General features: G+C 68.9%; 8 protein-coding genes. 5 read left to right on the forward strand and 3 right to left on the reverse strand.

Annotated features, from left to right (window positions below; translation table 11 throughout):
* Positions 1 to 861 precede the first annotated feature (861 nt).
* Positions 862 to 1,035: a hypothetical protein gene (locus B7G54_RS39835; RefSeq protein WP_244289435.1), complete on the forward strand. Its 174-nt coding sequence runs from the start codon at positions 862 to 864 to the stop codon at positions 1,033 to 1,035.
* Positions 1,036 to 1,100: 65 nt separating this feature from the next.
* Here the strand turns inward: B7G54_RS39835 and B7G54_RS26165 are convergent, their stop codons facing one another.
* From B7G54_RS26165 to B7G54_RS26180, 3 genes are all read right to left on the reverse strand, one after another.
* Positions 1,101 to 1,484: an ATP-dependent protease gene (locus B7G54_RS26165; RefSeq protein WP_085041702.1), complete on the reverse strand. Its 384-nt coding sequence runs from the start codon at positions 1,482 to 1,484 to the stop codon at positions 1,101 to 1,103.
* A 664-nt stretch (positions 1,485 to 2,148) separates the two neighbouring features.
* Positions 2,149 to 4,638 carry a xanthine dehydrogenase family protein molybdopterin-binding subunit gene (locus B7G54_RS26175; protein WP_085041704.1) on the reverse strand — a complete coding sequence of 830 codons (2,490 nt, stop codon included), beginning with the start codon at positions 4,636 to 4,638 and terminating at the stop codon, positions 2,149 to 2,151.
* 21 nt (positions 4,639 to 4,659) lie between these two features.
* Positions 4,660 to 5,118 carry a (2Fe-2S)-binding protein gene (locus B7G54_RS26180; RefSeq protein WP_085041705.1) on the reverse strand — a complete coding sequence of 153 codons (459 nt, stop codon included), beginning with the start codon at positions 5,116 to 5,118 and terminating at the stop codon, positions 4,660 to 4,662.
* 734 nt (positions 5,119 to 5,852) lie between these two features.
* Here B7G54_RS26180 and B7G54_RS26185 point away from each other — a divergent pair.
* From B7G54_RS26185 to B7G54_RS26200, 4 genes are all read left to right on the forward strand, one after another.
* Positions 5,853 to 18,569, forward strand: coding sequence for an autotransporter-associated beta strand repeat-containing protein (locus tag B7G54_RS26185; RefSeq protein WP_085041706.1), 12,717 nt, complete (start codon positions 5,853 to 5,855; stop codon positions 18,567 to 18,569).
* A 444-nt stretch (positions 18,570 to 19,013) separates the two neighbouring features.
* The gene (locus B7G54_RS38770; RefSeq protein WP_133059222.1) at positions 19,014 to 19,367 is read left to right on the forward strand and encodes an HAD family hydrolase; all 354 of its coding nucleotides are present in this window, start codon (positions 19,014 to 19,016) and stop codon (positions 19,365 to 19,367) included.
* 323 nt (positions 19,368 to 19,690) lie between these two features.
* Positions 19,691 to 21,481 (forward strand): acyl-CoA dehydrogenase, encoded by a 1,791-nt coding sequence (locus B7G54_RS26195; RefSeq protein ID WP_085041708.1) that lies wholly within the window; start codon positions 19,691 to 19,693, stop codon positions 21,479 to 21,481.
* An 81-nt stretch (positions 21,482 to 21,562) separates the two neighbouring features.
* A partial coding sequence (locus B7G54_RS26200) for an NAD(P)/FAD-dependent oxidoreductase (RefSeq protein WP_425266523.1) occupies positions 21,563 to 22,737 on the forward strand: 1,175 nt, incomplete at its 3' end.

Genomic DNA, 22,737 nt, shown 5'->3' on the forward strand with positions numbered 1-22,737 from the left:
TGGCGTTGCGCCGATTCGCGACGGGGACGTTGTGCGGTTTGAGTGCCGTGGCGTCAGGGGAAATACGCGGCCGGGCCGGGTGCGTGGTGCCCGGATCAGCGGCGGCCGAAGCGGTGCGGAAAGTGGCGGCGTGCTTCGGTGCGTCGAGCGTACCGGCGGCAGGTGTACCGGAGGTGCCGTGTGGCCCGGGACCGGAAAGGGGCCCGCTTGTATCAACGGAATCGCTGGCGACCGATAGAGACAGCGGCGTAACAGCTCGATCAGGGCGGGACTGGATGGATTCTTGAGTCATGGTGTCCGCTTTGAATCCTGCTGGTTGCTCCATCGAATCGCAATGTTACCGCACGAATTGAGCTGCCCGATGACACGATGGGGCGGCATGCATCGGAAGGTGTGCGGTGGTGATGGCGTCGCCCGATACGCGTCGGTCCAGGGGCGTACGCGGTGCCCGGCATCGCCCGGATGGCGCTTCGGCTGTCGGTGCTCAGCCCGCTTGCGCAAATGCATGCAGCCGGAGACGACGCAACGAGGGTTGCCGCCGCCTCGGCGCAGGGGCTGGTCGCCAACGGAATGCAAAGCGGACAGGAGCGGTCGGAAGTTCCGCGGGTGTTCTTCAGGGCGAGGGTGGGTGCCGGTCATCCAAATAAGGAATGAATGGCACGGGGCTCGCCTGGTGACGATCGCCGCACGATGCTTTGCGGTCGTCTTCGTGGCGGGGTTCGTTCAGGAATGCGAAGTCCGGGCGAATGCAAGCGAGATCGCCGTCGTCCGCTTGTTGCCGTGGAGGACGATGCGATTCGGTCTGCACTCGTTGGGACGTCCGGGCAAGAGCGTGCAAGCGGGCGCGACTGGAAGAGCGTCATGACCCACTTCGCCCTGCTTTACCCGGAACGATTCATCATTGGAGTCTGGGTCTCAACCCGCCTCGCACACGAAATTCCGGATACCGCCGACGGCTTTGGTTCCGAAGATCCGAAAGCTGGTCCTTCGTTAGCGGATCAGTTGCAGCAACTAAGAGACCGGCGCACCACGTGACTGACCTGGCTCTCGCCACGCACGCCGCACCCCGCACGACTTTAGACCCCAATGGCAAGCAATGGTCAGAGATCTCCGCGCACTTCACCGGTTCCCAGCGCGCTCCGTTGCCGGTTGACTTCCGCCCAAAGCTCATCGCTGTCGTCATTGCGCAGCACGACCATCCCGTCGAGTTGATCGTCGGTCACGCCGAAGTATTCCAGGATTTCCCGGCGAACCGCATCGACGAACTGCGCGTATTCCGGTGATGCCTGGGCCTGCGCGTGCAAGGCGTCGTATGCTGCATCGTCCGCACCGCCGCCGTGCTCGTCGATGTAGCGCGAGATCCACTGGTCTCGTTCGTGGTCGTAATCGGCTTCGGCGCGCATCGCTTGCACAGCCGTGTAGAAATCCAATTGGGCAAACGCGGCGATCGCCGCCGTTGTCGCCTCGTCGAATGCAGTCGTCATTCCATCTCTCATGTTGGTCATGGCACATCATCGCGTGGGCCGCGCCGGGGCAGGCGCCTCGAATCCGGATGGTGCGACACGCCGGCTGGCGCCGACGTCTGGTCCGAGCAAAGGCACCATGATCGGGAGGATCACGCCTTCGAGTGCGCCACGCATCGGGGCCGTACGGGCAATAGGATACTCATTTTGCTGCACTGCAGGAACAGCGATGAAAACGACCGGGGCGGCAGATCGCAGAACAAGTGTCGAGCGTATCGCCGCGAGCGCCACTGAAACGTGACGGACCTGGCGGGGCGGTAGTCTGGACGCCACGCGATATTTTCAAGAGCCACGATAGCCATTCCCCGACCCAACTGCGGGTGTGATCCGCCCCAACCACCTCCTTGGCGAAGGCGAGCAGGAGCTCGCCGAGCCGAACCGGCTGCTCCTGTTGGATCCAGTGACCCGCGCCGTCGATCAGCTCGATGCCCTCCATTCCTGCGCGCCTTCCCCGCTTGTCGGCGATTCCCGGAATCGCTGAAATCAGAAGACCAGCTCGCCGAAGCCTGTCCCTTCTCGCCCTGACCGCACGTTGACGTGGCCAGGGCTTTTCGCAGGGTCGCAGGGCATTCGCCAGCGACATTCAATCTCGAGCCCGGAGCCGTTGGGGCTCCGAGAAGGGGCATCAGGTCGTCGTTGGCTTCTTGAGATCGTCGACGCACGGGATGCCTGCTCTCCGCTTTGGCCGGAGGAACCTGGGCACGGCGTTTCCTTGCCCGACGCCCGCCTGGCTTTGACTGACCTTCGGCTTCAACGCGGCCGTCTTCGCCTTGCGCGGCATTCGGCAGCCGCCGGCCGGCAGGTCGGCGTACGGATCGTCTTCGGCGGCCGTCGCGGCAGGCAGCACGGGCGCGTTCGACGCAACCAGCATCGGCGCGAACGGCAACGCATGCAGCCGCTCGCCGGTCAGCACGAACGCGCCGTTGGCGACCGCCGGCGCGATCGGCGGCACCCCGGCTTCGCTCAACCCGGTCGGATGCGCGTCCGACGGAACAAAGAACACGTCCACCGGCGCCGCTTCCTGCATCCGCACCGGCGAGTAGTCGGCGAACCCGGCGTTGCGGACCGCGCCGTGCTCGACGTCGATCGCGAAACCAGGCTTCGTCGTCGCGAGGCCGAACAACGCACCGCCCTGGATCTGCGCTTCGGCGCCGGTCGGGTTCACGATGCGGCCGGCATGCACGCCTGCCGTCACGCGATGCACGCGTGGTTGCTGCGCTTCGATCGACACTTCCGTTACGTACGCGACGACCGTGCCGGCCGTTTCGTGCATCGCGACGCCCCACGCGTGCCCGGCGGGCAGCCTGCGCGTGCCGTAGCCCGACTTGTCGACGGCCAGCGCAAGCGCTTGGCGATGGTGCGTGTGCTCGGGACCGGAGAGCCGCGCCATCCGGTAGGCGACCGGGTCCTGGCGGGCCGAGTGCGCGAGTTCGTCGACGAGTGTCTCCATCACGAACGCCGTATGCGTATTGCCGCCCGAGCGCCATGACTGGACCGGTACGTCGACGTCCGGCTGGTGGACCGACACCCGCATCGGGAAACCGTACGGGCTGTTCGCCACGCCTTCGGTCAGGTCGGGATCGGTGCCGCTCTTGCGAATCGTCGTGCGCTCGAGCGGCGAACCCTTCAGCACCGACTGGCCGACGACGACGTGCTGCCAGTCCCGCACCGCGCCGCTGCCGTCGACGCCGATGTCGACGCGATGCAGCACCATCGGGCGGTAATAACCGCCGCGCAGATCGTCCTCGCGCGTCCAGATCGTCTTGACGGGGCCCAGGTGGCCGGCCGCCAGGTACGCGGCCGACACGCGGGCGGCTTCGACCACGTAATCCGACGTTGGCGTCGAGCGCCGGCCGTAGTCGCCGCCCGACATCATCGTGAAGATCTGGACTTTCCCGGGCGCGACGCCGAGTGCCTTCGCGACCGCGGCGCGATCGGTCGTCTGCATCGCCGAGCCGCCCCAGATCTTGATCCCGCACGCGCAGCTCGGCGGGCCGACGTCGACCGTGCAGCTGAGCGGTTCCATCGGCGCATGCGCAAGATATGGAAATTCGTAGTCCTTCCGGATGCGCGTCGCGGCCGGCGGCGCGTTGCCGGCATCGGCTGTGCGCACCACGGTGCCGGGCGTACCGGCGAGCTGCTTGTACGCCTGCATCTGTTCGGCGGACGTGACGGTCGAGCCGGTGTCCTTCCACGTGACCTGCAGCGCGTCGCGACCGAGTTTGGCCGGCCAGTAGCCGTTCGCGATCACGGCCACGCCGGTGCCGCCGCGATCGGTCGGGATTTCCACGACCTCGACCACGCCTTTGACGGCCCGGGCCGCTGCGGCGTTGTAGCTCGCGACCTGTCCGCCGAAGCGCGGCGGGCGCGCGACCACCGCCACCATCATGTCCGGCAGGCGCCAGTCCATCCCGTACTTGAGCGTGCCGTCGAGCACGGCGCGCGATTCGACGCGCGGGGTCGGCTTGCCGATGATGCGGAACTGGTCGGGCGACTTCAGCGGCACGTGCTGCGGCACCGGCATTGCCATCGCGTCCGGCGCGAGTTCGCCGTAGGTCGCACTGTGGCTGCCGGACGTCACGACGCCATGCGCGGTCCGGCACGTGGCCGGATCGACGTTCCAGCGCCGGGCGGCCGCAGCAACGAGCATCGCGCGGGCCGATGCGCCGAGTTCGCGGTATTGCGTGAACGAGTGGTTGATCGACGTCGAGCCGCCCGTCATCTGGATCCCGGTCACCGGATCCTTGTACGGCTCGCCGGCCGGCGCGAGCACGGTGCGCACGTTGTGCCAGTCGGCATCGAGTTCGTCGGCCAGCGCCATCGGCAGCGCGGTGCTGACGCCCTGGCCGGACTCCGTCCGGTTGACGGCCACCGTCACCGTGTTGTCAGGTTCGATGATCAGGAATGCTTGAGGTGGCGAAGTCAGAAGGGGCCTGCCGGCTTCGGCGCTGGCGCGCGTCGGCGCGATGCCGAGTGCGAGACAGCCGCTCGCCGCCATCGTGAGTTTCAGGAAATCGCGCCGGCCGAGCATCGGAGAACCGGCTCCGGCGACCGGCGAAGCGTCGAGGGTAGGGGTGTCGGTGTTAGCCAGGCGAACGGCGGTACGGATACGCATGATCACAGTCTCCCGGCAGGCTCAGGCAAGCGCGCTGGCTGCATCGTGAATCGCGGCGCGGATGCGCTGGTAGGTTGCGCAACGGCACAGGTTGCCGGCCATCGCGCCGTCGATGTCGGCATCGGTGGGCGCCTTGTTGCCGCGCAGCAGCCCGACCGCGCTCATCATCTGGCCGCTCTGGCAGTAACCGCATTGCGCGACGTCGTGGCGGACCCACGCGTCGAGGACAGCCTTGCCGATTGCATCGCCCGCGAGGTGCTCGGACGTCGTGATGCGCGCGTTTCCCACCGCCTGCAGCGCCAGCGTGCAGCTATGCACGGGCCGGCCGTCGACGTGCACGGTGCACGCGCCGCAGTCGCCGGTGCCGCAGCCGAACTTGGTGCCGGTCAGGCCGAGGTTGTCGCGCAGCACCCAGAGCACCGGTGTCGACGGATCGGCATCGACCTCCACCGACCGGTTGTTGATGTTCAACGTCGCCATCGTGAAGTTCTCCCGTGGACATCTCGTAATCGTTCGCAAGACCAAGCCGCGGCACGGCCGATGTAAATCAATTAAAGCAGATTCGAGAATAAATCAGCATCCCGGCAATCCGGGTTTTTGCCTTTTTTAATGATTGGCGTGCTTTAGTTAAAACATGAAATTTACATCCCGTATACGGATTGACGGATGTTCCAGAAAGATTGTTGAGTTTTGACAAAAATCTGTTAGCCCCATGGAAAACGTTTGCGAGTCGTGCCTATATTTGTCTCGCGATCACGCCAGGAGGATTAGGGATCGAATATTGAGCACCCGAAAGCCTGTACGCGAATCATTCGCAATCAGGTTAATTCGATGACCGGCATTCAGTGTTCGTTTACCAAGGATGAGACGCCCGCGGGAGAGGGAGCACAGTGCGTTCGTCGTTTGACCTGTACAGGCACAGGTGCCATAAACGCCGATCGACGGGACAGCGTGTGCTTTGCCTCCGTGAAACAGCAGCTTCCAATAAGTGGAAGATTTACCGGCCAGGGGGATTAAAAGTAAAAGATGCCGATTAAATAATGCCCGTTGATTAATTCTCGCCAGTTGTCAATCGAGTCATCTGCTTCGATTTGATGATGGGGTGGTATTTTCAAAAAAAATATCGAATAACGCATTCCGGTATTTTCCTTCCGCATTTTTAATGCGTGGAAGGGATTTCTGGTCGTCGATTCTCTTTATGGGAAGGTGTGATTATGCGTATGCGCATGGGTTCGAATAAAAAGCGCGCGGAAGCACGTCCGAAACTCCTCGTACCGACCGGCATGCTGGTCGCGCTGGTCGGCGCCGGGGTCATTCCCGCCGATGCACTGGCCGCCTGCACCGGCACACCTACCGTCACGTGTACCGGCGCGACCACGAGCTATGCGAACGGCACGAACAGCCTCAACGTCACGGTCGCCCAGGGCGCGACCGTTTCCGTGCTGCCGTTGTTCGGCGGGACCGCGATGTCGCTGACGGGCAGCGGCGTCACGCTGACCAACAACGGCAGGATCGACCCGGCCCTGTCCGGATTGAGTCTCGTCTCCAACGGCACCGTCGTCGGGAATATCGGGTCCGCGAGCGTCGTCAACGTCACCAACACGAACACCGGCGTGATGATGGGTTCGACGAGCTCGCTGCTCAACGGGCCGGCGTTGACCGTCTACAACGGTGCGGGCGGCACGACCAACATCACGAATGCCGGCACGATCGGCACGACCGGCCTGCTCGGCTTTTCCGCCGGGCCCACCGCGCAGGTGGTGACCACGTCGGGCGGCGCACAGGTCAATTTCACGAACGTGAGCGGCGGCGCGATCAACGGCTCCGTCGTGCTGGCCCCGAGCACCCTGGCCGGCACCGGCAATACGTTTACCAACGGCGGGACCGTGACCGGCAACGTGTCGCTGGGCGGGGCCGTCGGCGCGTCGAACACGTTCAATGCGATGACCGGATCGTCGGTCGGGCTCGGCGTCGATGCGGGCCTGGGCGGCAACAATACGCTCAACCTGCAGCTGAACACGGCAGGCGGCAGCGCGGCGAACGGCGCGATCGCGGTCGATACGTACGGCAATTTCACCCATCTCGCGGTCCAGGGCGGCACGTGGAACATCACCGGCGCATCGACCGCATCGGACGCGTCGCTGACCGGCGGCACCGCGATCGTCAACGGCAGCGGTGCGCTCGGCACCGGAACGATCGTCGGCGGGGGCGGCACGCTCGAGGCCGGCATGGTCGGCGTGAACCTCCTGAACAACGTGACGCTCGGCGCGGGGCTGACGGTCGACGGCGCGACGGGGATCGCGTTGTCCGGCGCGATTAGCGGCGGCGGCGCGCTGAACGCGAGCGGCACCGGCACGCTGACGCTGAACGGCAACAATTCGTTCGCGGGCGGCACGAATCTGACGGGCGGCGGCGGGATCGTCGCCGGCAGCGGCGCGGCGCTCGGCAGCGGCACGCTGAACGTGACGGGCGCGGGCGGCACGCTCGGCACGAGCATCGGCGGCACGGTGCTCGGCAATGCGGTGAATCTCGGCACCGGCGTCACGCTCGGCCTGAACGGCTCGGCCGACCTCGGGCTGAGCGGCGTGATCGCCGGCAATGGCGGTCTGGCGCAAACCGGCACCGGCGCGACCACGCTGCTCGGTGCGAATACCTTCTCGGGCGGCACGACACTGAGCGGCGGCGGGCTGGTCGCGGGCAACGGCGCCGCACTCGGCACGGGCGCGCTGCATGTGAGCGGTGCGGGCGGCTCGCTCGGCGCAAGCGTCGGCGGCACGCTGCTGGGCAACGCGGTGAACCTCGACGCAGGCGCGACGCTGGGCCTGAACGGCGCGGCGGACTTGAGCCTGGGCGGCTCGATCGCCGGCAACGGCAGCCTCGCGCAAACCGGCACCGGCACGACCACGCTGCTCGGCGCGAACACCTTCACGGGCGGCACGACGCTGGGCGCGGGCGGTCTCGTCGCGGGCAACGGCGCGGCATTGGGCACGGGCGCGCTGAACGTGACCGGCGCGGGCGGTTCGCTCGCGACGAACGCGAGCGGCACGCTGCTCGGCAATGCGGTGAATCTCGGCGCGGGCGCGACGCTGGGCCTGAACGGCGCGGCCGACCTCAGCCTCGGCGGCACGATCGGCGGCAGCGGCAGCCTCGCGCAAACCGGCGCGGGCACGACGACGCTGCTCGGCGCGAACACGTTCACGGGCGGCACGACGCTCGGCGGCGGCGGGCTCGTCGCCGGCAACGGCGCGGCATTGGGCGCGGGTGCGCTGAACGTGGTCGGCGCGGGCGGCTCGCTCGCGACCAACGCGAGCGGCACGGTGCTCGGCAATGCGGTGAATCTCGGCGCGGGCGCGACACTCGGCCTGAACGGCGCGGCCGATCTCGGCCTGGGCGGCACGATTTCCGGAGCAGGCGGTCTGGCGCTCGGCGGCACCGGCGCGACGACGCTGTCCGGCGCGAACACGTTCACCGGCGGCGCGAGCCTGACGGGCGGCGGCAGCCTGATCGTCGACGGCGGCACGGCGCTCGGCATCGGCGGCGCATTGAACGTAAGCGGCCTCGGCGGTTCGCTGAGCGCGGATCTGGCCGCCGGTGCGGCACTCGCGAACACGATCAACCTGAACGGCGCATCGCTGACGCTGAACGGTGCGAACGACCTCGGCCTGAGCGGTACGGTCAACGGCACCGGCGGTCTGGTGCTGAGCGGCACGGGGACGACGACGCTGTCCGGCGCGAACACCTTCGGCGGCGGCACGACCCTGAGCGCCGGCACGCTGCTCGCCGGCAGCAACACGGCGCTCGGCACCGGCGCGTTGAACGTGACCGGCGCGGGCGGCGCACTCGGCGCGAGCGTGAACGGCACGGCATTGGGCAACGCGGTGAACCTCGGCGCGGGCGCGACACTCGCGTTGACCGGCGCGAACGATCTCGGCCTGGGCGGCGTGATCGCCGGCGGCGGCGGCATCGCGCAGGTCGGATCGGGCATCACGACGCTGCTCGGCGCGAACACGTATACGGGCGGCACGACGCTGAGTGGCGGCGGGATTCTCGCGGGCAATGGCGGCGCACTCGGCACGGGCGCACTGAACGTGACGGGCGCGGGCGGCTCGCTCGGCACGACCGTCGGCGGCACGGTGCTCGGCAATGCGATCCAGCTCGGCGCGGGCGCGGCGCTCACGGTCGGCGGTACCCACGACCTCGGGCTGGGCGGGATCATCTCTGGCAGCGGCGGCCTCGATGTCAGCGGCCCGGGCACGACGACGCTGACCGCGGCCGAGACGTTCACCGGCGGCACCACGATCGGCAGCGGCACGCTGGCAATCGGCGCAGGCGGCAGCCTTGCCGCGTCGAGCCCGCTCAGCCTGACGGGCGCGGGCGCGCAGTTCAGCATCGCCGGGGCGACCACGCCGCAGTCGATCGGCACGCTGTCGGGCGTGGCGGGTTCGGCGATCGATCTCGGTGCGAACCACCTGACGCTGGCCGGTAGCGGCAGCGGCGTCTTTGCCGGCGACATCGGCGGGGCGGGCGGGCTGACGCTGTCGGGAACCGGCTCGCAGGCGCTGACGGGCAACAACACGTATGCGGGCGGCACGGCACTGACCGGTGGAAGCCTGCTCGTCGGAAGTGCCACGGCGCTCGGCCTGGGTGCGCTCGACGTCAACGGCTCGGCTTCGCTCGGCGCGAGCGTGCCGGGCGTGACGCTCGGTAACGCGGTCAATCTCGGCGCCGGCGTCACGCTGGGGCTGAACGGCGCGACCGATCTGGGCCTGAGCGGCACGATCGCCGGCAACGGCGGCCTGGCCCAAACCGGTACCGGCACGACGACGCTCACCGGCACGAACACGTACACGGGCGGCACGACGCTGAGCGGCGGCGGCCTCATCGCGGGCAACGGCGCGGCGCTGGGCACGGGTGCGCTGAACGTGACGGGCGCGGGCGGTGCGCTTGCGACGAACGTCGCCGGCACCCTGCTCGGCAATGCGGTGACGCTGGGCGCAGGCGCGACGCTCGGCCTGAACGGCTCGGCCGATCTGAGCCTGGGCGGCGTGATCTCCGGCAACGGCGGGATCGCGCAAACCGGCAGCGGCACGACGACGCTGCTCGGTGCGAATACCTTCTCGGGCGGCACGACGCTGAGCAGCGGCGGGCTGATCGCCGGCAACGGCGCGGCGCTCGGTACTGGCGCGCTGAACGTCGCGGGCGCGGGCGGCACGCTCGGCACGAGCGTCGGCGGCACCGTGCTCGGCAACGCGGTGAATCTCGGCACGGGCGCGACGCTGACGGTCGGCGGCGCCAACGATCTTGGCCTGGGCGGTGCGATCTCGGGCGGCGGCAACCTGTCGGTGAACGGCCCGTCGACGACGACGCTCACCGGTGCGGGTTCGTACACCGGCATGACGACGATCGGTAACGGCAGCACGCTTGCGGTGGGGGCGGGCGGCAGTCTGTCGGGCGGCAGCCTGTTCGATCTGGCCGGCGCAGGCGCGACGCTCGACCTGAGCGCCGCCACCTTGCCGCAGACGACGGGCGGCCTGGCTGGCGTGGCGGGCTCGGCGGTGAACCTCGGCGGCAACACGCTGACGCTGGGAGGCTCCGGCAACACCAGCTTCGGCGGCACCATCGGCGGCGCGGGCGGGCTGACGATGTCGGGCACCGGCACGGAAACGCTGCTCGGCGCGAATACGTACACGGGCGGCACGACGATCAACAGCGGCACGCTGGCGATCGGCGGCGGCGGCAGCCTGTCGGCGGGCGGCGCAGTGAACCTGGCCGGCGCGGGTGCGACGTTCGACCTCAGCGGCGCGGCGCTGCCGCAGACGGCGGGCGCGCTGTCCGGCGTGGCGGGTTCGACGGTGAATCTCGGCGGCAACAACCTGACGCTCGGCGGCACGGGCAGCGGCACCTATGACGGCACGATCGGCGGCCTGGGCGGCAGCCTTACGCTGTCGGGTACGGGCACCGAAACGCTGAACGGCACGAACACGTATACGGGCGGCACGAGCCTGATCGGCGGCGGAACACTGATCGCGGGCAACGGGGCGGCGCTCGGCAGCGGCGCACTGAACACGAGCGGCGCGGGCGGCACGCTGGCCGCGAGCGTCGCCGGCACGACGTTGAGCAACGCGGTCAATCTCGGCGCGGGTTCGGCACTGACGCTCGGCGGGACGAACGACCTGGGCCTGAGCGGCGTCATCTCGGGCGGCGGCGGTCTTGCGCAAGCCGGCAGTGGCACGACGACGCTTTCCGGCGCCAACACCTACGCGGGCGGCACCACGCTGAGTGCCGGCGGCCTGTCCGTCGGCAACAACGCGGCGCTCGGCACGGGCACGCTCAGCGTGACCGGCAGCGGCGGCGCACTCAGCGCGAGCACCGCCAACCTCCTGCTGGCGAACGCGGTCGATCTGGGCGCCGGTGCCGCACTGAACCTCGGCGGCTTCAACGGCTTCGGCCTGAACGGCATCATTTCCGGCGCGGGCGGCGTGGTGCAGTCCGGCTCGGGCACGACGACGCTCGGCGGCTCGAACACCTACAGCGGCGGGACGACGTTGAACAGCGGCGGACTGAGCGTGGGCAGCAATAATGCGCTCGGTTCCGGTGCGCTGAACGTGACCGGCAACGGCACGTTGAACGCCAGCGTGAGCGGCACGACGCTCGGCAACGCGGTCACGCTCGGCGCGGGCGCGACGCTCGGGCTGAACGGCGCGAATGATTTGGGCCTGGGTGGCACGATTTCCGGCAGCGGCGGCCTCGCGCAGACCGGCACGGGCACGACGACGCTCACCGGCACGAATACCTACGGCGGCGGCACCACGTTGAGCGGCGGCGGGCTCATTGCCGGCAACGGCAGCGCACTGGGTTCCGGCGCGCTGAACGTCACGGGCGCGGGCGGCTCGCTCGGCACGACCGTCGGCGGCACGACGCTCGGCAATGCGGTGAATCTCGGCGCAGGTTCGACGCTGACGGTGGGCGGTGCGAACGATCTCGGCCTGGGCGGTGCGATCTCGGGCAGCGGCAACCTGGCGGTGAATGGCCCGTCGACGACGACGCTCACGGGCGCCAACACCTATACGGGCAACACGACGATCGGCGGCGGCAGCACGCTGGCGGTGGGGGCGGGCGGCAGCCTGTCGTCGGGCAGCGCGCTCGACCTGACCGGCGCAGGTGCGGCGCTCGACATCAGTGCGGCGACCACGCCGCAGACGAGCGGCATGCTGTCCGGCGTGTCGGGCACGAACGTGAACCTCGGCGGCAACACGCTCACGCTGGCAGGTACCGGCAACGGCAGTTACGCGGGCACGATCGGCGGCACGGGCGGCCTGACGATGGCGGGCACGGGGACGGAAACGCTGACGGGTACCAATACCTACACCGGCGCGACGACGATCAACAGCGGCACGCTGGCGATCGGCGCGGGCGGCAGCCTGTCCGGCAGCAGTCCGGTGAATCTCGCCGGTGCGGGCGCCACGTTCGACGTCAGCGGCGCGACGACGCCGCAGACGACCGGCACGCTGTCGGGCGTGGCCGGTTCGACGGTGAACCTCGGTGGCAACAACCTGACGCTGGGCGGCACGGGCAGCGGCACGTACGACGGCACGATTGCCGGTGCGGGCGGCAGCCTCACGTTGTCGGGCACGGGCACCGAAACGCTGACCGGCGCGAACACGTACACGGGCGGCACGAACCTGACGGGCGGCGGCACGCTGCTCGCGGGCAACGGTTCGGCGCTTGGCACGGGGGCGCTGAACACGAGCGGCGCGGGCGGCACGCTCGGCACCAGCGTGGCGGGCACGACGCTGACCAACGCGATCAATCTCGGTTCGGGATCGACGCTGACGGTGGGCGGCGCGAACAACCTGGGCCTGGGCGGCGCAATCTCGGGCAGCGGCAACCTGGCGGTGAATGGCCCGTCGACGACGACGCTCACGGGTGCGAACACCTATACCGGCAACACGGCGATCGGCGGCGGCAGCACGCTGGCGGTGGGGGCGGGTGGCAGCCTGTCGTCGGGCAGCGCGATTGACCTGACCGGCACGGGCTCGACACTGGACGTGAGCGCGGCCACGACGCCGCAGACGACGGGCGCGTTGTCCGGCGCATCGGGCTCGACGGTGAACCTCGGCGGCAATACGCTGACGCTCGGCGGTTCGGGCAGCGGCACATTCGGCGGTACGGTTGGCGGCACGGGCGGGCTGACACTGTCGGGTACCGGCACGGAAACGCTGACGGGTACCAATACCTACACGGGTGCGACGACGATCAACAGCGGCACGCTGGCGATCGGCGCGGGCGGCAGCCTGTCCGGCAGCAGTCCGGTGAATCTCGCCGGTGCGGGCGCCACGTTCGACGTCAGCGGCGCGACGACGCCGCAGACGACCGGCACGCTGTCGGGCGTGGCCGGTTCGACGGTGAACCTCGGTGGCAACAACCTGACGCTGGGCGGCACGGGCAACGGCACGTACGGCGGCACGGTCGCCGGTGCGGGCGGCAGCCTGACGTTGTCGGGCACGGGCACCGAAACGCTGACCGGCGCGAACACGTACACGGGCGGCACGAACCTGACGGGCGGCGGCACGTTGATCGCGGGCAACGGTTCGGCACTCGGCACGGGCGCGCTGAACACGAGCGGTGCAGGCGGCACGCTGGCCGCGAGCACGCCCGGCACGACATTGACCAACACGGTGAACCTCGGCGGCGGCTCGACGCTGACGGTCGGCGGCACGAACGATCTCGGCCTGGGCGGCGCGATCTCCGGCAGCGGCAACCTGGCGGTAACGGGCCCGTCGACGACGACGCTCTCCGGTGCGAACACCTACACGGGCAGCACGACGATCGGCGGCGGCAGCACGCTGGCGGTGGGGGCGGGCGGCAGCCTGTCGTCGGGCAGCGCGATCGACCTGGCGGGCACGGGCGCGGCGCTGGACCTGAGCGCGGCCACCTGGCCGCAGACGACGGGCGCGCTGTCCGGCGGTGCTGGCACGAACGTGAACCTCGGCGGCAATACGCTGACGCTCGGCGGCCCGGGCAGTGGCACGTATGCGGGCGTGATCGGCGGCACGGGCGGATTGACGCTGTCGGGTACCGGCACGGAAACGCTGACGGGCACCAACACCTACACCGGCGCGACGACGATCAACAGCGGCACGCTGGCGATCGGCGGCAACGGCAGCCTGTCGTCGAGCAGCCCGGTCAACCTGACGACGTCCGGCGCCACGCTCGACCTGAGCGGCGCCGCGTCGCCGCAATCGACCGGCGCGATCTCGGGCGTGGCGGGTTCGACGGTGAACCTCGGTGCGAACAACCTGACGCTCGGCGGCACCGGCAGCGGCACCTATGCGGGCAACATCGCCGGCACGGGCGGCGTGACGATGACCGGCACGGGCACCGAAACGCTGACGGGCGCCAACACCTACACCGGCGCGACGACGATCAACAGCGGCACGCTCGCAATCGGCGCGGGCGGCAGCCTGTCGGGGACGACGCCGGTGAGCCTGACGGGTGCGGGCGCCACCTTCGACCTGAGCGGTGCGACGACGCCGCAAACGACCGGCACGCTGTCGGGTGTGGCGGGTTCGACGGTGAACCTCGGCGGCAACAACCTGACGCTGGGTGGTACCGGCAGCGGCACGTATGACGGCACGATTGCCGGTGCGGGCGGCAGCCTGACGCTGTCGGGCACGGGCGCCGAAACGTTGACGGGCACGAACACCTACACGGGCGGCACGAGCCTGACGGGCGGTGGCACGCTGATCGCCGGCAACGGTTCGGCGCTGGGCACGGGCGCGCTGAACACGAGCGGCGCGGGCGGCATGCTCGGCACCAGCGTGGCCGGCACGACGCTCGGCAACGCGGTGAATCTCGGTGCGGGTTCGACGCTGACGGTGGGGGGGGCGAACAACCTGGGCCTTGGCGGTGCGATCTCGGGCAGCGGCAACCTGGCGGTGAACGGCCCGTCGACGACGACGCTCACTGGCGCGAGCTCGTACACGGGCGGCACGACGATCGGCAACGGCAGCACGCTGGCGGTCGGCGCGGGCGGCAGCCTGTCGTCGGGCAGCGCGGTCGATCTGGCGGGCGCGGGGGCCACGCTGGATCTGAGCACCGCCACGACGCCGCAAGCGACGGGCGCGCTGTCGGGCGTGGCGGGTTCGACGGTGAACCTCGGCGGTAATGCGCTGACGCTCGGTGGTTCAGGCAGCGGCACGTATGGCGGCACGATTGCCGGTACGGGCGGCAGCCTGACGCTGTCGGGCACGGGCACCGAAACGCTGACGGGGACGAACACGTACACGGGCGGCACGAACCTGACCGGCGGCGGCACGCTGCTCGCGGGCAACGGGTCGGCACTCGGCACGGGTGTGCTGAACACGAGCGGCGCGGGCGGCACGCTCGGGATGAGCGTCGCAGGCACGACGCTGACGAACGCGATCAATCTCGGCACGGGCACGACGCTGACGGTGGCTGGTGCGAACAACTTGGGCCTGGGCGGCGCAATCTCGGGCAGCGGCAATCTGGCGGTCAGTGGCCCGTCAACGACGACGCTCTCTGGCACGAGCACCTATACCGGCAACACGACGATCGGCGGCGGCAGCACGCTGGCGGTCGGCGCGGGCGGCAGCCTGTCGTCGGGCAGCGCGATCGATCTGTCGGGCACGGGTGCGGCGCTCGATCTCAGCGCCGCCACGACACCGCAGACGACGGGCCCGTTGTCGGGCATATCGGGTTCGACGGTGAACCTCGGCGGCAACACGCTGACGCTCGGCGGTTCGGGGAACGGCGCGTTCGGCGGTACGGTCGGCGGCACGGGCGGGTTGACGATGGCCGGCACGGGGACGGAAATGCTGACGGGCGCCAACACGTACACGGGTGCGACGACGATCAACAGCGGCACGCTGGCGATCGGTGCAGGCGGCAGCCTGTCGTCGAGCAGCCCGCTGAACCTGGCCGGTGCGGGCGCCACGTTCGACGTCAGCGGCGCGACGACACCGCAAGCGACGAGTTCGCTGTCGGGTGTATCGGGTTCGACGGTGAACCTCGGCGGTAATGCGCTGACGCTCGGTGGCACGGGCAACGGCACGTACGGCGGCACGATCGCGGGCACGGGCGGCAGCCTGACGCTGTCGGGCACGGGCACCGAAACGCTGTCCGGCCCGAACACGTACACGGGCGGCACGAACCTGATGGGCGGCGGCACGCTGATCGCGGGCAGCAATACGGCGCTTGGCACCGGCGCGCTGAACGCGAGTGGCGCAGGCGGCACGCTGGCCGCGGGTACGCCGGGCACGATACTGTCCAACGCGGTGAACCTCGGCACGGGTTCGACGCTGACGGTGAGCGGCACCCACAACCTCGGCCTGGGCGGCGCGATCTCGGGTAGCGGCACGCTCGCGATCAGCGGCCCGGCGACGACGACGCTGTCCGGCGCGAACACCTATACCGGCGGCACCAGCGTCACAGGCGGCGGCACGCTGGTGGCCGGCACGCCGACGGCACTCGGCAGCGGCACGCTGAGCGTCGGTGGCAACGGCGGCACGCTCGCCACCAGCGTCGCAGGCACGACGCTCGGCAACGCGGTGAATCTCGGCACGGGTTCGACGCTGACGGTCGGTGGCGCCAACAACCTCGGCTTGAGCGGGCCGATTTCGGGCAGCGGCAATCTGGCGGTCAGCGGCCCGTCGACGACGACGCTCACCGGCGCGAGCTCGTACACGGGCGGCACGACGATCGGCAGCGGCAGCACGCTGGCGGTCGGCGGCAACGGCAGCCTGTCGTCGGGCAGCGCGGTGACGCTGGCCGGCGGCGGCGCGACGCTCGACGTGGGCGGCGCGAGCAGCCCGCAGACGACGAGCGCGCTGTCGGGAGCCGCCGGTTCGACCGTGAATCTCGGCGGCAACACGCTCACCGTGGCCGGCCCGGCAGGCGGCGCCTTCGGCGGCACGATCGCGGGCACCGGCGGCTTCGCAGTGCAGGGCGGCGGCACGCAGACGCTGACCGGCGCCAACACGTACACGGGCGGCACGACGATCGGCAGCGGCAGCACGCTGGCGCTCTCCGGCTCAGGCAGCCTCGCGCCGACCAGCCCGATGATCCTCGCGGGCAGCGGCGCGACGCTGAACCTGGCGAGCTCGGCCGCGCCGCAGGCGATCGGCACGCTGTCGGGCACGACGGGCTCGAACGTGAACCTCGGCAGTACGCCGCTGACGGTCAACACCGCGGGCACCGGCACGTTCGCGGGCACGCTGTCGGGCACCGGGCCGCTGACGCTGGCCGGCACGGGCGCGCAACTGCTGAGCGGCACCAACACGCTGTCCGGGCCGACGACCGTGGCCGGCGGCACCCTCGCCGTCACCGGTTCGCTGGCCAGCTCGCCGGTGACCGTCGGCAACGGCGCGACTGTCACCGGCACGGGCACGATCGGCGGCCTCGTCGTGTCGGGCGGCGGCACCGCGTCGGTCACGCAGCTCGGGCAGCCGCTGAAGGTGGCGGGCAATGCGACGTTCCAGCCCGGCTCGACGCTGCAGGTCGGCGCCACGCCGCAACAAAGCGGCAGCCTCGACGTGACCGGCTCGGCCACGCTCAACGGCGGCGCGGTGCAGGTCGTCGCGGCCAGCGGGCAATACCAGCCGAACAAGACCTACACGATCGTGAATGCGGGTGCGGGCGTGCAGGGGCAGTTCGGCGCGGTGAACTCGACGTACGCGTTCCTGACGCCGACGCTCAAGTACGACGCGTCGCAGGTGCTGCTGTCGCTCGCACCGAACGGCACGCCGTTCGCGTCGGTGGCGACGACGCCGAACGGGCAGTCCGTGGCCGGCGCGATCGGCACGCTCGGCGCCGGCAATCCGCTGTTCGATACGGTGCTGACGTCGGATGCGCCAACTGCGAACCGCGCGTTCGCGCAGCTCGCCGGCGATCTGTATCCGAGCACGAGCAGCGTGCTGCTCTCCGATAGCCGCTATGTGCGCGACGCGGTGCTCGATCGCGCGCGTCTCGGTTCGCAGCCGGGCGGCGCGTTGTGCGGCTGCGAGGCGCCCGTGTCGGCGGACGATCACGCGGCGTCGCTCGATCGTCGCATGGCCTCGGAGAACGGCTGTACGCCGGCCAAGTCGTACAAGCCGGCGGTGTGGGGCCGGGTGTACGGCTCGCATAGCCGGTTCGACGGCGACGGCGTCGCTTCGATCGACCGCAACCTGTACGGCTTCGTCGTCGGTACGGATGCGGAGGTCAGCAGCCACTGGCGCATCGGTATCGCGGGCGGCGCGTCGCGCAGCCTGCTCAATGCCGACCAGAACCAGTCGGCCAAGGTGAACGGCGAGACGATCGCGCTGTACGCCAGCGGCCGATACGACGCGTGGAACGTGCGCGGCGGCGTGGCGCAGTCGTGGTACCGCGTGCACAGCGAGCGCAATCCGTCGTTCGGCGGCTTCTCCGACCACGACACCGCCAGCTACGACGCGAACGCGACGCAGGTGTTCACCGAGATCGGCTACTCGACGGCCATCCGCAACGTCGAACTCGAACCGTTCGTCGGACTCGCGTACGCGAGCGTGCATACCGGCGGCTTCAAGGAGAACGGTGGCGCGGCCGCGCTGCAGGGTGACGCCAGCACGACCGGCCTCGGCTTCTCGACGCTCGGCGTGCGGGCTTCGACCGACATCGCGGTCACGACGAAGGGCAAGGTCACGGCGTTCGGCACGGTCGGCTGGCGGCATGCATTCGGCAATACGCAGCCGGGTTCGACGCTGTCGTTCGCGAGCGGCGGTTCGCCGTTCAGCGTGGTCGGCGTGCCGGTCGCGCGTGATGCCGCGGTGCTTGAGGTCGGTGTCGATGCGGCCGTCACGAAGAACCTGTCGCTGGGATTGTCGTATAGCGGCCAGATCGGCGGCAGCTTCAGCGACCATGCGCTGTACGGCAATCTGTTGTGGAAGTTCTAAGGGGGGCGGGGATCGGCCTATTGCGATGCGGTTGTCGCGATCGGTCGATCGCTGATCGGCGTTCAGATGGCCCGTTGGTTGATTCGCATTGCGAAGGTTTCTATGTGGAAATACATGGACATGACGTGCGTCGTGTGATGTTTGAAATTCCGCCGAGCCGGCCTGTTTAAACCTGTTTCAACGCTTGGTTGTATCGGGCAATCCGCAAACGATTCGCGCCACCTTCGGGCGGCAGGGTCCAAGCGTCGTCGCTCGAGCTGTACCGCGGTAGTCCAACCGAAATGAGGTGACTCACGAACACGAAAATGAACGTGAAATCGACAGGCATCGCCTTGTCGGTCGCGGCTATATTGCCCGCGAGTCCAGCTGGCGCACCCATGCGGTGACGCGGAATATCTCTCCCTCGACGTCGTGCGTTGCCTGCAATGGTTGCGCGAAGCCGGCATGCTGGTCTGCATTGCGGGGAATCAGCCCGTCGAGACGGAGCACGCACTCCGTGCACTCGGCGTGCAGGCGGATATCGTGGCGTCGTCCGCACCCCGGGGGGCCGAAAAGCCGAGCGCACGATTTTTCGAACGCATCATCGCCGAGAGGAATGGACTCGATCCGGCGCAGATTGCCTGCATCTGTGAACCGCTCGACAATCATGTCGAGCCGGCACGGCGGGCCTGCATGGTTTCAGCGTTTGTACGGCGCGGCCCCTGGGCGCTGATCCAGTCGTGCTCAGGGCGGTTCGCGACGTCGGCCCACGTCATGGACGATCTTTCTTCGCTTCCTGATATGCCCAGCGGAATTTGAGGGCGCCTTGAACCTGGCGTAATCGTTTCCGGCGCCGGGCGTGTTCCCGCTTCCAGCCACGTAGCCACCCCACGCGGCACACGGATTGCTCGCCCATCTCCCAAAACCGCCAACCCACCCCCGCCCAAACCCGCATCCGGCCGGCCTTTTCCGGCCCTGCCCCCACATCCGGTGGCCGATTTTGTCACCACTTGGGCCGGATATGACAATAGGAATCGACCGCCACAGCATTACGATGGCTCAAGTCGTCGCCAGGGCCTGGCCGGTTTTACCGCATCTCGCCCCATAGCGCCCCATTACACCGTCTGATTGGAACATCGACCATGAGCTATCACGCCCCCGTCAAGGACATGCTGTTCGTGCTGAAGGAACTGGCCGGCATCGACGCCGTTGCGCAGTTGCCGGGCTTCGAGGATGCCGGTTACGACACGGCGCAGGCCGTGCTCGACGAGTCCGCGAAATTCTGCGGCGAGGTGCTGGCCCCGCTGAACGTCGAAGGCGACCGCAATCCGAGCAGCTGGAAGGACGGCGTCGTGACCGCGACGCCCGGTTTCGCGGAAGCGTTCCGCCAGTTCGTCGAAGGCGGCTGGCAGGGGCTGCAGCATCCGTCCGAATACGACGGCCAGGGGCTGCCGAAGCTGATCGCGACGCCGTGCATCGAGATGCTGAACGCGTCGAACCTGTCGTTCGCGCTGTGTCCGCTGTTGACCGACGGCGCGATCGAGGCGCTGCTGACGGCCGGCACCGACGAGCAGAAGCAGCGTTACGTGCCGAAGCTGATCTCCGGCGAATGGACCGGCACGATGAACCTGACCGAGCCGCAGGCGGGCTCCGACCTGGCGCTGGTGCGCTCGCGCGCCGAGCCGCAGGGCGACGGCACGTACAAGGTATTCGGCACGAAGATCTTCATCACGTGGGGCGAGCACGACATGGCGGACAACATCGTCCACCTGGTGCTGGCGCGCACGCCGAACGCGCCGGAAGGCGTGAAGGGCATCTCGCTGTTCATCGTGCCGAAGTTCATGGTCAACGACGACGGCTCGCTGGGCGCGCGCAACGACGTGCACTGCGTGTCGATCGAGCACAAGCTCGGGATCAAGGCGAGCCCGACGGCGGTGCTGCAATATGGCGACCACGGCGGCGCGATCGGCTACCTGGTCGGCGAGGAAAACCGCGGCCTCGAATACATGTTCATCATGATGAACGCGGCGCGCTTCGGCGTCGGGATGCAGGGGATCGGCGTGGCCGACCGCGCCTACCAGAAGGCCGCGGAATTCGCGAAGGAGCGCGTGCAGAGCCGCCCGGTGGACGGTTCGGCGAAGCAGTCGGTGACGATCATTCATCACCCGGACGTGCGCCGCATGCTCGGCACGATGCGCGCGCTGACCGAAGGCGCTCGCTCGCTGGCCTACGTGGCGGCCGCGCACAGCGACATTGCCCACCGCCATTCGGACGAGGCGACGCGGGCGCGTCATCAGGCAATCTACGAGTATCTGGTGCCGGTGGTGAAGGGCTGGAGCACGGAGATGGTGAACGACGTGGCGAGCCTGGGCGTGCAGGTGCACGGCGGGATGGGCTTCATCGAGGAAACGGGCGCGGCGCAGTACTATCGCGATGCACGGATCCTGGCAATCTACGAAGGCACGACGGCGATCCAGGCGAACGACCTGGTGGGCCGCAAGACGATGCGCGACGGCGGCGCGGTGGCGAAGGCACTGATCGCGGAGATCGGCGAGACGGTGGCGGCGCTGGGTCAGCTGGACGGCGCGGCGGCCGCATCGGTGAAGGCGCAGCTGGAGAAGGGCGCGAAGGCGCTGTCGTCGGTGGTCGATTACGTGGTGGCGAACGTGAAGCAGGACCCGAACGCGGTGTTCGCGGGCAGCGTGCCGTACCTGAAGCTGGCGGGCGTGGTGCTGTGCGGCTGGCAGATGGGCCGCGCACTGGTGGCGGCACAGGCGAACCGCGCAAGCGATCCGGCGTTCTTCGACGCGAAGATCGCGATCGCGCAATGCTACGCGGAGCACGTGCTGGTGCAGGCAGGCGCGTTCGAAGCGTCGATCGTCGGCGCGAAGGGCAACGAGAGCGTGCTCGCGTTGACGGAAGACCAGTTCTGACCGGCTGACGGTCGGGACGCAGGAGGAGACAGGATTTTGACCACACAGGACTTGCTCGCGCAGTACGGCCCGCGCGAATCGATGGAATACGACGTCGTGATCGTCGGCGGCGGCCCCGCCGGGCTGTCGGCGGCGATCCGGCTCAAGCAGCTGGCCGCCGAGAAAGGCACCGAGATCGGCGTGTGCGTGCTCGAGAAGGGTTCCGAGATCGGCGCGCACATCCTGTCGGGCGCGGTGATGGATCCGCGCGCGATCAACGAACTGTTCCCCGACTGGAAGGAACGCGGCGCGCCGCTCGATGTCGAGGTGACGGAAGACCGCTTCCTGTTCCTGTCCGAGAAAAACGCGGTCACCACGCCGAACTGGGCGCTGCCCGCCAACTTCCAGAACCACGGCAACTACGTGATCTCGCTGGGCAACGTCACGCGCTGGCTCGGCCAACAGGCGGAAGCCCTGGGCGTCGAGATCTTCCCGGGCTTCCCGGCCGCGGAAATTCTCTACAACGACGACGGCTCGGTGAAGGGCGTCGCCACCGGCAACATGGGCGTGGGCAAGAACGGCGAGCCGACCGAGAACTTCCAGCTCGGCATGGAGCTGCACGCGAAATACACGCTGTTCGCCGAAGGCTGCCGCGGCCACCTGGGCCGCCAGCTGATCTCGAAGTTCAAGCTCGACGCGAACGCGGATCCGCAGGCCTACGGAATCGGCATCAAGGAGCTTTGGGAGATCGACCCGGCCAAGCACAAGCCGGGCCTCGTGATTCACACGGCCGGCTGGCCGCTGAAGTCCGATACGTACGGCGGCTCGTTCCTGTATCACATGGACAACAACCAGGTCGTGGTCGGCTTCGTGGTGGGCCTCGGCTACACGAACCCGTACCTGTCGCCGTTCGAGGAATTCCAGCGCTACAAGACGCATCCGTCGATTCGCGCATTCCTGGAAGGCGGCAAGCGCGTGTCGTACGGCGCGCGGGCGATCACGGCCGGCGGCCTGCTGTCGCTGCCGAAGACGGTGTTCCCGGGCGGCGCGCTGATCGGCGACGATGCGGGCTTCCTGAATGCGTCGCGGATCAAGGGCAGCCACGCGGCGATCAAGACCGGCATGCTGGCGGCGGACGCCGCGTTCGACGCGGTGCAGGCCGGCCGCCAGAGCGACGAACTCAACGCGTACCCGGACGCCTTCAAGCAATCGTGGCTGTACACGGAGCTGTACCGCGCGCGCAACTTCAAGCAGTGGATGGCCAAGGGGCTGTACCT

This window comes from Burkholderia puraquae (genome assembly GCF_002099195.1).
Classification (GTDB): Bacteria; Pseudomonadota; Gammaproteobacteria; order Burkholderiales; family Burkholderiaceae; genus Burkholderia; species Burkholderia puraquae.